This window comes from Planktothrix agardhii (assembly GCF_904830935.1).
Taxonomy (GTDB): domain Bacteria; phylum Cyanobacteriota; class Cyanobacteriia; order Cyanobacteriales; family Microcoleaceae; genus Planktothrix; species Planktothrix agardhii.
The window spans coordinates 92,421-105,640 of the sequence record NZ_LR882952.1 but is presented as its reverse complement, the minus strand read 5'-3'; the positions used below and the strand labels follow the sequence as shown (position 1 = coordinate 105,640).

10 protein-coding genes, 1 tRNA gene and 1 pseudogene are annotated in these 13,220 nt (G+C 39.3%); 7 read left to right on the top strand and 5 right to left on the bottom strand.

Going from position 1 to position 13,220, the window contains the following annotated elements; genetic code table 11:
• Window positions 1-31: 31 nt before the first annotated feature.
• Window positions 32-550, bottom strand: coding sequence for a cyclic pyranopterin monophosphate synthase MoaC (moaC, locus tag NMG88_RS00540; protein ID WP_042156800.1), 519 nt, complete (start codon window positions 548-550; stop codon window positions 32-34).
• A 74-nt stretch (window positions 551-624) separates the two neighbouring features.
• Between moaC and NMG88_RS00535 the strand changes: the two genes are divergently transcribed.
• Window positions 625-698 (top strand) — tRNA-Arg (locus NMG88_RS00535).
• A gap of 168 nt (window positions 699-866) precedes the next feature.
• On the opposite strand, the gene gyrA is transcribed toward NMG88_RS00535, so the two are convergent.
• Window positions 867-3,524, bottom strand: a complete 2,658-nt coding sequence (gene gyrA / locus NMG88_RS00530) for a DNA topoisomerase (ATP-hydrolyzing) subunit A (RefSeq protein WP_227351400.1) — start codon at window positions 3,522-3,524, stop codon at window positions 867-869.
• A gap of 180 nt (window positions 3,525-3,704) precedes the next feature.
• On the opposite strand from gyrA, the gene NMG88_RS00525 reads away from it, so the two are divergent.
• The 3 genes from NMG88_RS00525 (at window position 3,705) to NMG88_RS00515 (ending at window position 5,885) form a co-directional block, all read left to right on the top strand.
• The gene (locus NMG88_RS00525; RefSeq protein ID WP_026793463.1) at window positions 3,705-4,625 is read left to right on the top strand and encodes a histone deacetylase family protein; all 921 of its coding nucleotides are present in this window, start codon (window positions 3,705-3,707) and stop codon (window positions 4,623-4,625) included.
• A gap of 212 nt (window positions 4,626-4,837) precedes the next feature.
• Window positions 4,838-5,029, top strand: a complete 192-nt coding sequence (locus NMG88_RS00520) for a hypothetical protein (RefSeq protein WP_026797383.1) — start codon at window positions 4,838-4,840, stop codon at window positions 5,027-5,029.
• A 148-nt stretch (window positions 5,030-5,177) separates the two neighbouring features.
• The gene (locus NMG88_RS00515; protein WP_026797385.1) at window positions 5,178-5,885 is read left to right on the top strand and encodes a sirohydrochlorin chelatase; all 708 of its coding nucleotides are present in this window, start codon (window positions 5,178-5,180) and stop codon (window positions 5,883-5,885) included.
• 62 nt (window positions 5,886-5,947) lie between these two features.
• On the opposite strand, the gene NMG88_RS00510 is transcribed toward NMG88_RS00515, so the two are convergent.
• The 3 genes and pseudogenes from NMG88_RS00510 to NMG88_RS22550 form a co-directional block, all read right to left on the bottom strand.
• Complete coding sequence (locus NMG88_RS00510) at window positions 5,948-8,719, bottom strand: PAS domain-containing sensor histidine kinase (protein WP_052369708.1); 2,772 nt, start codon at window positions 8,717-8,719, stop codon at window positions 5,948-5,950.
• Window positions 8,720-8,819: 100 nt separating this feature from the next.
• Complete coding sequence (locus NMG88_RS22555) at window positions 8,820-9,038, bottom strand: response regulator (RefSeq protein ID WP_310995383.1); 219 nt, start codon at window positions 9,036-9,038, stop codon at window positions 8,820-8,822.
• A gap of 79 nt (window positions 9,039-9,117) precedes the next feature.
• Window positions 9,118-9,168 (bottom strand): annotated as a pseudogene (locus tag NMG88_RS22550) (hypothetical protein); the annotation flags it as partial.
• A gap of 351 nt (window positions 9,169-9,519) precedes the next feature.
• Here NMG88_RS22550 and NMG88_RS00500 point away from each other — a divergent pair.
• The 3 genes from NMG88_RS00500 to NMG88_RS00490 are packed head-to-tail and all read left to right on the top strand — an operon-like array spanning window position 9,520 to window position 13,196.
• Window positions 9,520-11,040: an efflux RND transporter periplasmic adaptor subunit gene (locus tag NMG88_RS00500; RefSeq protein ID WP_254034997.1), complete on the top strand. Its 1,521-nt coding sequence runs from the start codon at window positions 9,520-9,522 to the stop codon at window positions 11,038-11,040.
• Between the two features lie 56 nt (window positions 11,041-11,096).
• The gene (locus NMG88_RS00495) at window positions 11,097-12,752 is read left to right on the top strand and encodes an ABC transporter substrate-binding protein (protein WP_254034996.1); all 1,656 of its coding nucleotides are present in this window, start codon (window positions 11,097-11,099) and stop codon (window positions 12,750-12,752) included.
• 9 nt (window positions 12,753-12,761) lie between these two features.
• Complete coding sequence (locus NMG88_RS00490) at window positions 12,762-13,196, top strand: META domain-containing protein (protein WP_084613205.1); 435 nt, start codon at window positions 12,762-12,764, stop codon at window positions 13,194-13,196.
• Window positions 13,197-13,220: the final 24 nt, after the last annotated feature.

Genomic DNA, 13,220 nt, shown 5'->3' with positions numbered 1-13,220 from the left:
AGTTCCCAAGATTTTCTATTCCATTTTAGGCCTAACTGGGATTGACTTCTATCTGTTGTTGGTAGTCCCCTGATTTTCCCCCGGTTTTACTCAACAGGCGAATTGCCTCAATCACAATGGATTTTTCTAGGGCTTTAGCCATGTCATAGAGGGTCAAAGCCGCCACGGAAACGGCCGTTAATGCCTCCATTTCCACCCCGGTTTCCGCTTTGGTAATAACTTCCGCCCGAATCTGATACCCGGGTAATTTGGGATCGGGCAGAATTTGGACATCAATTTTGCTTAAGGGCAAGGGATGACATAGGGGAATTAACTGGGCTGTTTGTTTGGCAGCCATGATTCCGGCCAGTTTCGCCGTCCCTAAAACATCCCCTTTCGGTGCGTTTCCGGCTTCGATAGCGGCAAAGGTGGCCTTTAACATTCGGACTTGTCCCCCGGCGATCGCCTGGCGACGAGTTGCTACCTTCCCCGACACATCCACCATCCTCGCTTCCCCGGTTTCATCCAGGTGGGAGAGGCGATCGGAGGAATCTGAAAAAATGTTTGCCATTTGGGAAAAATGTGTTATGCTAATAAAGCAGTCAAAAAAAGCTAATTTTTGAGACTGTTGTGCTGAACTGACGGGGGCTTGTAGCTCAGTGGACTAGAGCACGTGGCTACGGACCACGGTGTCGGGGGTTCGAATCCCTCCTAGCCCGTTAGATTATTTATCTGGTTTCAGGGTGAGTTAGGGTTTTTGACGCTAACTTTACCCTGAAAAACTTTGATTTTAGCAGGGATCTGACCCCCCTGCCCCCTGGACGGGAGGTTTCGGAGGGAAAGGGGGACTATTATCCCCCCAACCCCTTTTTTTAGTGGGTTATTTTTTATTCTTCTTCCCCAGACTCCCCAGATTCTCCAGATTCTTCAGAATTGGATAGGCTTTCCACGTCTTCTTCCCCGGAAGCGGGAACAATGGCCACCGCGGCAATGGAATCTTCCTCGTATAATCGCTGAACACGAACCCCAGTAGCACTTCGAGATTGTAGGGGAATGGCATTCACGACTTGACGAATAATAATCCCTCGACTGCTAATTAACATTAATTCATGGGTTTCATCCACGACTTTTAAAGCCACTACTTCATCTTTCTTAGCATGGGGTTTAAACTTGGTGGCAATAATCCCTTTTCCAGCCCGATTTTGTAAGCGGAATTGAGACACTGGAACCCTTTTTCCATAACCACTAGCGGTTATGACTAAAACCGATAGTCCTAGGGAGTTAACCTCCGCTACTACTTCGGTTTCTGTTTCGTTTTCTTCCTCGGTAATTGCTACCGTTGTGAGCATCAATTCGTCATCGGTTTCAATTTCTTCTCCCTCCGCTTCAGCGAAATTAGAAATAATTGCACTGGGCAAAATATCCATACTGATTAAGGTATCATCCCCTTTCAATTTCATGGATTTAACGCCGCGGGTTGCCCTTCCTAACGGTCGCAATTGTTTATTATTGGCTTTAAAATGAATTGCCATACCGTGACGGGAACCAATGATAATACCATCGTCAACTTTTGCCCGTCTCACCCAGCGTAATTCGTCTCCATCTTCTAAGGAAATAGCAATTAAACCATTAGTTCTAATATTACTAAAGGCGGATAATTGAGTTTTCTTAATAAATCCACCTTTGGTTAACATTACTAAGTATTCATCATCGCTAAATTCGCTAACATGAACAATAGAAGTGATCCGTTCTTCCTTGGGAATGGGTAACATTTGGATGATCGGAACCCCCCTGGCTGTGCGGGATGAAGCCGGGATTTGATAGGCTCTAATACTGTAAACTACACCACGATTACTAAAGAATAAAATCGTGTCATGGTCGCAACAGGTGATAAAGTGTTCAACTCCATCATCCTCTTTCATTTTTGTGCCTTGTTTACCTTTTGTGGCTCGACTTTGGGCAGCAAAAGTATTAACAGGCATTCGTTTCATGTAGCCCTGTTCTGTTAACAGAATTAAGGCTTTTTCATTGGCAATTAAATCGGTATCTTCTAACTCGCCTTCTGTATGTTCAATCACAGTACGACGAGGGGTATTAAACTTTTGTTTGATTTCTAGGGCTTCATCTTCAACGATTACTAAAATTCGTTCTCGTCTAGCTAAAATATCCTCTAAATCAGCAATTTTTATTTGTAATTCTTGGTGTTCTTGGTCAATTTTTTGGGATTCTAAAGCTGTTAGCCGTCGCAATTGCATTTGTAAGATGGCATCGGCTTGTTGTTCAGATAACCCATAGTTAGTAATTAATTCTTGTTTAGCTATGGGAATATCTGCCGCATGACGAATTAAGGCAATAATTGCATCTAAATTGTCTAAGGCAATTAATAATCCCAGTAAAAGATGATCCCGTTCTTGAGCTTTTCTGAGTTCATATTCCGTGCGTTTGCGGATAGTTTGTTCCCGAAAATGCAGGAATACTTCTAAGAAGCGTTTGAGGGTGAGAATCTCAGGACGACCATTAACTAGGGCTAACATATTCGCCCCAAAATTGGTTTGTAGGGGCGTTTGTTTGTAGAGGTTATTGAGGATAACTCTGGGGTAAGCATCCCGTTTGAGTTCAATTACGATCCGCATCCCATCCCGATCGCTTTCATCACGAATATCGGAAATTCCCTCTAATTTCTTATCATTAACCATTTCAGCAATGCGTTCAATCATCGCGGCTTTATTGGTTTGATAAGGTAGTTGGGTGACAATAATTGCTTCTCGATCGGGTCTACCTTTATGTTCGATGGTTTCAATGGTAGCAATCCCGCGCATGGTAATCGAACCCCGACCATCATTATAGGCTTCTTTAATGCCCGATGTGCCTAAAATTTGCGCTCCAGTAGGAAAATCTGGGCCGGGAATATGGCGCATTAATTCGGCAATAGTAATCTCAGGATTATGAATTAATGCCAGTAAACCATCAATTAATTCTCCTAAATTGTGGGGGGGAATATTAGTCGCCATCCCCACAGCAATTCCCGAAGATCCATTTAATAGTAATTGGGGAATTCGTGCGGGTAAAACTAAGGGTTCCTGTTGAGATCCATCGAAGTTATCGCCAAAGGCCACGGTTTCTGAATCAATATCTCGCAGGAGAGAATCACTGGTTAAGGCCTGTAGACGACATTCCGTATACCGCATAGCCGCCGGAGGATCATTATCCACCGATCCAAAGTTGCCATGACCGTTAATTAAAGGCGATCGCATGGAAAAATCCTGTGCCATCCGCACCAAGGCGTCATAAACGGCCACATCTCCATGGGGGTGATATTTACCGAGTACCTCCCCCACCACACGGGCGCATTTACGGAAGGGCCGATCGGGTGTTAAGCCCAGTTCGTTCATCGCGTACAAGATCCTACGGTGAACGGGTTTCAAACCATCCCGTGCATCTGGCAGCGCTCGGCCTACGATTACGCTCATGGCGTATTCTAGGTAGGACTGCTGCATTTCATTTCTGAGATCCGTCGGGACAATTCTCGACTCAGAGGTACTCATACCTTCAAAAACTCCATTACAATTTAAAATTAGTCACATTTAACCGAAAATATTAATAGAAAAAAAATTACTTTCGGTAGGGGTTATAAAATTAGTGACTAATGCTTAAAATTCTACCATAATTTGCCTTCTTTTTGGGGGTAAAATCTGGGATTTAAAATTGCAAAAAACTCTTGACAAATGCTAACAGTTATTTATTCTGATGAATTCCTCAATCATAAGACGGGATTATTCCATCCCGAACGACCAGAAAGGTTAACGGCGATTGTTAATGCTCTAAAATCCTTGTCTTGGAGAGAACAGTTACGATGGCAAAAGCCGACTCCGGTGGCCGATCGCCTGGACTCTTTAATTAAGCTCTTGGAAAAAGTACATACTCCGACCTATATTCAGCAGGTGAAAGCGATCTCGGATCGGGGGGGTGGTTATTTAGATGGGGATACCCCGATGTCGGCGGAAAGTTATGATGTGGCACTTTTGGCGGTGAGTGCTTGGTTGGATGGGGTGGATCGGGTCTTGGATAACGGACGTCCGGCTTTTGTTTTAGCTCGTCCCCCTGGACATCATGCGGAAAAAGATCGAGGGATGGGATTTTGTTTGTTTTCTAATGCGGGGATCGCAGCCTATTACGCCCTGAAAAAACCGGGAATTAATAAGGTAGCTATTTTAGATTGGGACGTCCATCATGGGAACGGAACTCAAGGGTTAGTGGAAGATAATCCTCGGATTGCTTACTGTTCTTTACATCAATCTCCCTGTTATCCGGGGACGGGATATGCGGATGAGCAGGGATCTCATAAAAATGTTCTGAATATTCCTATGTCTCCGGGTAGCACCATTGGGTTATACAAACCTGCCTTTGAAGATTATATTATGCCCTTTTTACGTCAATTTCAGCCGGATTTACTGATTGTGAGTGCCGGGTATGATGCCAACGCGGATGATCCCTTAGCCAGTATTGCCCTACAACCAGAAGATTACGGACTTTTTACCGAATACTGTCTACAACTGACGTCTAAAATTGTCTTTGGACTCGAAGGTGGTTATGATTTGCCCAGTTTATCTCAATCAGTTGTGGCTACCTTAGAAAAATGTTTGTAGGACGGGGAATGGGGGGAAATCTTTCCCCCTCTAGGTTGGACTGTCAAACTTCATCGGCCCATTGACTCAAATCACAACGGTTATCCAGATCAATCACAAATTTACATAGCTTTGAATCACTGAATATTCTGTACAAAAAGTTCACAATGAATATATACAAGCTCACAGACTTTTATCTTTGAGCAAGCCATTCTAAGTAGAGGTGATTTATGATGACATACTGCCCGATCCCCCTGGAGGAGCTTTTTGGTCAAATTATGTTTTCTAGTGTGGTGACTCGTAGCGATCGCCAAAACCTGAGATCCGCCATTTTAGGAGATAGTTTGACTGAAGACGAAAAGGCAATTATTAACCGATTACTTTACAATGTTCGCAGAGGTTGGGTGAAGTTGGTAGATATGTAGTTGATGGTTTTAGAATTAAAACATGATCAGCAACTTTTTTTAAAAAAATTATTTTGGTTTGTGCTTTCTATTCCCAAATTTGTTGAAGTTGATCAATTTTCGATACAATATCAATCGTTAACCGCATATTCAGGATTGATCCTAACCCTTGTTATCCCCATCTCTACTGGTTGCCCATGGTAGCCGCGATCCTCGTCCCCAACAAGCCTTAAATCAATTGGCTAAACATTTAGGGGAACTTCCAGGCTGTTCTTTAGTTGGAACTGCAACTTTAGAATTAGCTCCCCTTCCTCTACATCAACAGATTCAAAATTTTGCCAAGTTAAGTCAATATTGGGGATATTCTCAAGTACAAATTTTACCGTTATTTCTCTCGTCGGGTGTTCATGTTAACACGGATTTACCCGAAGAAATTTCGATCGCTCAAGCACAAATTGGCTCGGAAATTCAACTCAATTTATTACCTTATTTTGGTTCTAAAGTCAACCGTTTAGCCCCTTTGATCTCCACAAAAATGGCAACGGTTGAAATAGATAATTGGATTTTAATTGCCCACGGAAGTCGCCATCTGGAGGGAAATCAACCCATTGAACAATTAGCGGCTCAAATCGGGGCAATTCCTGCCTATTGGTCGGTTACTCCGAATTTAGAAACTCAAATTCAAGTATTGATTGCATCGGGAGTTAACCGAATTGGAATTATTCCTTATTTTATGTTTTCCGGTGGAATAAGCGATGCGATCGCCCAATCAATTAAACAGTTTTCTGAACAATTCCCCACAGTTAAATTTGATTTAATTTCACCTTTAGAAATAGATGAAAATTTAGTTAATTTAATTAGGGATTTATTGCTATAAATACAAACAACAATAACTCAAATTTTACTATCTTTTTAACCTAAAATTCCTACTTTTACCAATTACCCATTACCCGCTTGTAACTTGGGAATTTCAATCACACATTCTGTCCCCAACCCAGTTTCTGAAACGCAGGATAATTGACCTTTATGGGTTTCAACGATAATTTTATAACTGGTAGACATTCCTAAACCTGTTCCTAACCCGACATCTTTAGTTGTAAAAAACGGATCAAAAATTTTCGCTAAAATCTCGGCGGACATCCCAATTCCATTATCAGCAATTCTAATTTGTACGCGCTGGGAATCTGTTAATGAGGTCGTGATCCAAATCATCCCCGGATCGGCAATAATTTCCTTTAATGATCGTTGTTTATTGCGTTGTTCCACGGCGTCAATAGCATTCGCCAATAAATTCATAAAAACTTGATTTAGTTCCCCTGCATAGCATTCAACAGGGGGTAAGTTTCCATATTGTTTAATCACTTGAATAGCTAGATGATGGGGTTGTTCTTTGAGGCGACTTTCCAATAACATTAAGGTACTATCTAAATTTTCATGTAAATCAATATTTTTCAGTTCTGATTCATCTAAACGAGAAAAAATTCTCAAGGATTTAACAATATCTCTAATTCGCTCCGCCCCAGTTTTCATTGAATTCAATAATTGAGGGAGATCTTCTGCAATAAAATCGAGTTCGACATCTTCTAATTTTTCTTCTATTTCTAAGTCAGGATGGGGATAGTGTTTTTGATAGAGTCTAATGACAGAAAATAAATCATCCAGATATTCTTTAGCATAGGTAAGATTTCCAAAAATAAAGCTGACTGGGTTATTGATTTCGTGGGCAATTCCAGCAACCATTTGTCCTAAACTTGACATTTTTTCGGAATGGACTAACTGGATTTGAGCTTGTTGCAATTTAGAAACTGTTTGTTCTAATTCTTGAGTTTTTGCTGTGGCTATTATAGCAGATTCTTGAGATTTTGTATAGAGTTTTGATTGATTAATTGCAATTTCTAACTGATTGATAATAAAGCGTAAAAGTTCAACTTCCTGGGGTTTCCATGGTCGAGGCTCCTGACAATGGGCTAAGACTAAAACCCAAATATCACCGGATTGAAGTTTTATCGGCAAAATCAAAACGGATTCTAATTCTAAAACCATTAAAAAATTCCGCACCGATGGAATTTCATAGGTAATTACCTGATCAATTTGGATAATTTTTTCTTGTAAAATAATTTCACTAATGGGGTGGAGGGCATTCCCTGGATATAGTTCAGAAATACTGATTAAATTAGGGGCTTTAGATTCCTTGAGCATTTCCCATTCTGGAGGATTTAATTCTAAGTTATATCCGACACAATAACAGCGATCAACTCCTAATAATTGACGAATTTCTTCTACCGTTGTCTCTAAAATGGTATTCCAATCTAGGGAATTTCTAATCAAATTACCGATGCAGTTTTGCATCTTTTCTCGTTCGGCTAATTCCCGCAATTGTTGTTCTGAATTTTGCCAAGCTGCTTCGGTTTGTTTGCGATCGCTAATATCTAAAAGTAAACCATCCCAAACAATTGATCCATCCGGTTGTTTACCTAAACTTCCTCCGGCTTGAATCCATTTGATTTTGCCCGAAGGAGTAATTAAACGGTATTGATGTTGCCAAGGTTTTCCCGTATCTACAGCTTGAGCCATGGAATCGACAAAGCTATTCAGATCATCAGGATGAATTAGTTTCCACAAGAAATCAGCATTTTTTAAAATCACTTCGTGTCTAATTTCTGTTAATTCTAAACATTTGGGGCTTAAATAGGTAAAACAGCCCCGTCCTTGATGATTATATTGATGATATTGATAGGTAACACCAGGGACATTTTCTGCTAATTGTTGGAAGCGGATTTGTGAATTTTGCAACGCTATTTCTGCATTTTTTCTGGCGGTGATATCCAGAGAAGTCCCAATAATTCTATAGATTTTCCCACTGGAATCTGAAATAGGATTGAGGGTGGTTAAAGAAAAGGTTTGTTTATCCTCAAACCAAATTTCTTCTTCATATTGAATTAAGGTTTTTGCCTGAACACAATCTCGATAATGTTGGAGCATTTTTTCCCCTTCCACTAAACCAAAAATTTCTGTAAAGGTTCTTCCATAAACTTGGGTAGATTTTTGTCCTGTGATTTGTTCGGTTTTAGGATTCCAACCCAAACATCGAAAGTTCTTTTCATTAAAAACCGCAATAATAAAAATAACCTGTTCTACGCCGTTATAAATATTTCTTAAAAATTCTTCTTTTTCTTCTAAAACTGCTTCTATTTTTTCCGGTTCTATTGAGTCATCTGAGGAGTCAAATCGGCTTAAAACTTGTTCAATTTTATTGGTTGTAATCCTTTCAATCTCGCAGGTTTCAGGGTGACAGCGACAAGAATTATCGAGGGTTTGGGGTGGAATTTCTAAAATTAATCCATCCCAAACTAGATCGCCATTGGGTTGAGGACAAGGTTGGGCGATCGCAGATAAATATTTGATTTTTTCCGATGGAGTTTGATATTGCCATTGCCGTTGCCAAGGAATTAATTTTTGAGCGCAGGTTACAAGGGATTGAGTAAAAACCTGTTGATCCCGATCATTCATCAATCCCCACATTAAAGCGGCATTATGCTGAATTTCATCGGGTTCTCGCTCGTAAATTCTTCGGCAACTAGAACTAATATATACATACTCTTGAGAACCATCATGGTGTAGCAGCAATTGATAAATTACCCCCGGCAAATTATCGGCGATCTGATGCAGATCTACTTGATACTGCTCACCCTGTGGAATTGTACTGGTCATGTTAAAGGTACATCCGAAAACCTAAAGAAATTATATCGTTTCCTAGGATTTTTTGAATCTCCAATGTCAAAGGATATGGTCTATATTTTACCCAAATCCATTATAATTCAGACATTAGACTAACTGTCTGATTCAGAATTTTTGCAATCGTATGCAGTAGTTTTTCTTTAGAGAAAGGCTTGGTCAAATATGCCGTCGCCCCGGATAATCGACCCTCTACCTGATCCTGAGCCCCATTCCGGGATGTGAGCATCACAATCGGGAGGTGGCTGAAATTGGGCAATCCTCGCAAAACTCGACACAGTTCTAAACCATCCATACAGTTCTAAACCATCCATTCCGGGCATAGAGATATCCAAAAGCATTAAGTCAATGGACTGCTGATGGAGTACCGTTAAAGCCTCGGTGGTATTGTTTGCAAAAACTAGCTGATAGTGTTTTTCCAACATCCGTTTCACCAGTTTTTGCACAGGAATGCTATCATCAACAGCGAGAACTGTACTCTGAGATTTTACAGATGTATACATATTGACTGCTCCATTTTATTCTCTAAGTCATTAACATTAGGCATATTTTAGAATGGATTGTTTTGGTGGCATTGATTCATCACATAAATTGATTATACCCTACCTAAAACCAATTTTTTCCTGTGTTATGATCATTTTGTTAAACTATATAAATCTTCATAATACACAATGGAAATTAACGATTGATTGTCCCCTGAAGATAAACTTAGTCATTTTTTTAGGATATAATGACAATTACCCCTATTTTAATTTAAAGGCGGAGGTTATAAATCTGTGTCAAGCCTAGATTACCAAGCAAAAAGAGCCTATCAACGAGGAGTTAAATGGCTAATTATTGCGACTCTATTTACTGGGGTCAGTTTAGTGGGTGTGGCTTTGTATTATAAACTACAAAAAAACGAGGCAGAAGCGGTTGCCGCTGGGTTACAGAAAGTCGAATTAGGAACGATTGAAAATAAAATTAGTGAAGGGGGAAGCGTTGAATTAGGTGGCCAAAGAACGATTAAATCCCCTACTGATAGTGCGGTGGAGAAGATTTTTGTTAAGGTAGGTGATCCAATTATTCGGGGGCAAAATTTAATTCTGTTGAGGTCTACCGCAGGGGAAAATTCCTTACTACAAAAACAATTAGAGATTCAGAAGCAAGAACTTGCAATAGAACGAAATCGCCAAAAAGTAGAAGAAGCACAAAATAAATTAAAAATTGCTAAAATTACCTATAAAAATGGTTTAGAAAAGTATCAACAGCAAGTTAAATCCAAACAAATCAGTCAAAGGATTGAAATTCAAAAGAATCAAGCTCAATTGGAACGTCAACAACAGAAAGTTATTGAAGCGCAAGAAGATTTAACCGTCGCAGAAGCGGAGTTAAATAAATCAAATAATCTCTTGGAAAAAGGGTTCATTTCACAAACGGACTTAGATCCAAAGAAAGCAGATATTCGGACAAAAGAAGCAAATTTAAAAAATGAACAATTAACCTTAAAAAATAATATTCTTGACTTAGAAAACAGTAAAAATAAATTTGACCCAACCTCAGATCCCACCAATGATATCTTAACTGCTAAAAACGAACTCCTAACTGCTCAGTCTGAACTTCAACAAAGTTTAAGTGAATTCCAGAAACTTAAAGTAGGATATAAGGAACAAAAATCACAGTTAAAGAATAATCTAGTAACTTCACCCTTAGAAGGAGTTGTGCTAAATATTAATGTGAAACCGGGGGATGGTATCAAGCTAGGAGATGATTTAATTACCATAGGAGATCCCGATCAAGAATTAGTTCAACTTCAGTTATCTACCCTGAATGCTGCTCAAGTTAAACCCAATCAATCCGCACGAATTACAATTATCGGCCCTAATTCTAAACCCTTTCAAGGACGAGTAGAATGGGTGAATTTACAAGCAACCCCCGAAAAGAGTCAATCTGGTAGTTCATCGGGTCAACCAACCGTTCCTGCTACGGTAAGATTAGATCAACCAACCCGGGTATTAATTCCAGGGGGTCAGGTGAGTGTTGAGATTATTTTAGAACAACAAAAAGACGTGATTGCGATTAATACAGAATTAATTCAATCCGAAGGAAAATCATCTTTTGTCTGGAAATTAGACGCAAATAATCAAGTTCAAAAACAACCCGTCACCCTGGGATTAAAAGATTTAACTAAAGTTGAAATTAAATCCGGTTTAAAAGTGGGTGATACCTTAGTAATTCCTCCAACTGATATCCCCTTAAAACCGGGAATGGTAATTATTGAGGAAGAAAAAGATAAAAATTCGGATTCAGAAAGCTGATGGGGCTGTAAAATGCTATGATCAAAGATTAGATTTATCCTTAATATTTTTAACCGATGGTAAACCTGTGGAATCAATTACAAAATCTGCATCCATTTTCCCGAAAATTTCTGACTAAATGGATAGGTTTATTTTGCTTATTTTGTCTAATTCTTGTTAGTTGTAGTTCCCAGCAAAGGATTAGTTCTTCCTCTCCATCCTCATCGGATAATGGACGAATTACTATTGGAACAACCTTAAAACTCCGCACCCTTGATCCGGCCGATGCCTATGAAGTTATTTCAGGAAATATCCTGTATAATTTAGGCGATCGCCTCTATGATTATGAAATAGGAACCAATCAACTTATCCCTAAATTAGCCACCGCTTTACCCACCCTGAGTTCCGATGGATTAACCTATACTATTCCGATCAGAAAAGGCGTTTTGTTTCATGATCAAACCCCTTTTGATGCCGCCGCGATGGAATTTTCTATTAAACGATTTATTCAAAATGCTGGGTCTCCCTCCTCATTATTAGCAGATACAATTGATACTGTTCAAGCAACAGGAGACTATGAATTAACAATTAAACTAAAAAAACCCTTTGCCGCCTTTCCTTCCCTATTAGCTTTTTCAGGAATTACGGCGGTTTCTCCCCAATTTTATGAAATTGGAGAAGGGAAATTTAAACCCAATGAATTTGTCGGAACCGGGCCTTATAAATTAAAATCTTTAGGGATAGATGTAATTCGCTTAGATGCTTTTGACCAATATTGGGGCGAAAAACCTGCTAATACAGGTATTGATATTCAACGTTTTTCTAGTTCCTCTAATTTATTTAATGCCTTTAGAAGTAGTGCGGTTGATATTGCCTATTTATCCTTAAATCCCGATCAAATTTCGAGTTTACAAAAAGGAGCCGAAGCAGGGAATTGGCAAATGATTTCTGCTAATGGAAATACGATTAATTATCTCCTAATTAATGTTAAATCCGAACCCTTAAATCGGATAGAAGTTAGACAAGCTCTAGCCGCTTTAATCAATCGTTCTATTATTAATGAACGGGTATTACAAAATCAAGGAGAAAAATTATTTAGTTTAATTCCTACTACCTTTAGCGATTATAAACCCACCTTTTATTTAAAGTACGGTGATGGTAATATTGAAAAAGCCAAACAACTTTTAACCCAAGCTGGATATACGCCAGAAAATCCGGCCATCGTTGAGCTTTGGTATGCGTCTAATTCCTCTAATAAAGGGTTTTTAGGATTAACCTTAAAAGCCTTAGCAGATAGGGATTTAGGCGGGTTACTAAAATTACAACTCAATAGTGTAGAATCGACTACAGCCTTTAAATATTTAGAGGAGGGAATTTATCCGACTTTTATCTTAGATTGGTATGCGGATTTTCTCGATGCTGATAACTATATTCAACCCTTTTTAGAATGTAGTCAAGGTTCAGTTGAAACTGGATGTGTCAAGGGTTCCAGTCAATATCAGGGTTCTTTCTATTATAGCGATCGCATGAACCAATTAATTGCCCAACAGCGACAAGAACAAAACCCAGAAACTCGCAAATTAATCTTTCAGGAAATTCAAGAACTTCTCGCCGAAGATGTGCCTTATATTCCCCTTTGGCAAGATAAAACCTATGTTTTTGCTAAAAACGGAATTGACAATATTCGGTTACAATTAACTCAACAGTTACCCTTTTGGACAATTAAAAAATAAACTGACCCTATGAAAAAATTACTCCTATCCCTATCCGTTGCTAGTCTATCCATTCTGTCTATGATTAACCCTTCTATGGCTTCTGATGCTCTCAGTGGAACCTCTTGGAAATTAATATCCTGGGGCAATGAAAAATCCACCCAAACGCCCCTAGATGAAACGGAAATCACCCTACAATTTGAAAATAATCAAATTAGTGGTTCATCGAGTTGTAACCGTTACTTTGCATCCTACACCCTTGAGGATGAACAATTAAAATTTGGTGTAGCCGGGAGAACTCAAATGGCCTGTCCAGAAGAAATTATGAAGCAAGAAGATCAATTTCTCTCAGCTTTAGAAAAAACTCAAACTTTTCAGATTAATTCTGAAGGTAAACTACAAATTAACTATAAAACAAATCAAGGATCTGGGGTAATGATATTTACCCCAAATCAACCCAAATAACCCGTAGTGAGTCCTTCAGGACTC

Excerpts from the sequence above, each read along its gene's own strand:
- NMG88_RS00490 (WP_084613205.1), top strand. The coding sequence starts at position 12,762 with ATGAAAAAATTACTCCTATCCCTATCCGTTGCTAGTCTATCCATTCTG.
- NMG88_RS22555 (WP_310995383.1), bottom strand. The coding sequence starts at position 9,038 with ATGGATGGTTTAGAACTGTGTCGAGTTTTGCGAGGATTGCCCAATTTC.
- NMG88_RS00495 (WP_254034996.1), top strand. The coding sequence starts at position 11,097 with ATGGTAAACCTGTGGAATCAATTACAAAATCTGCATCCATTTTCCCGA.
- NMG88_RS00525 (WP_026793463.1), top strand. The coding sequence starts at position 3,705 with ATGCTAACAGTTATTTATTCTGATGAATTCCTCAATCATAAGACGGGA.
- NMG88_RS00520 (WP_026797383.1), top strand. The coding sequence starts at position 4,838 with ATGACATACTGCCCGATCCCCCTGGAGGAGCTTTTTGGTCAAATTATG.
- moaC (WP_042156800.1), bottom strand. The coding sequence starts at position 550 with ATGGCAAACATTTTTTCAGATTCCTCCGATCGCCTCTCCCACCTGGAT.
- gyrA (WP_227351400.1), bottom strand. The coding sequence starts at position 3,524 with ATGAGTACCTCTGAGTCGAGAATTGTCCCGACGGATCTCAGAAATGAA.
- NMG88_RS00510 (WP_052369708.1), bottom strand. The coding sequence starts at position 8,719 with ATGACCAGTACAATTCCACAGGGTGAGCAGTATCAAGTAGATCTGCAT.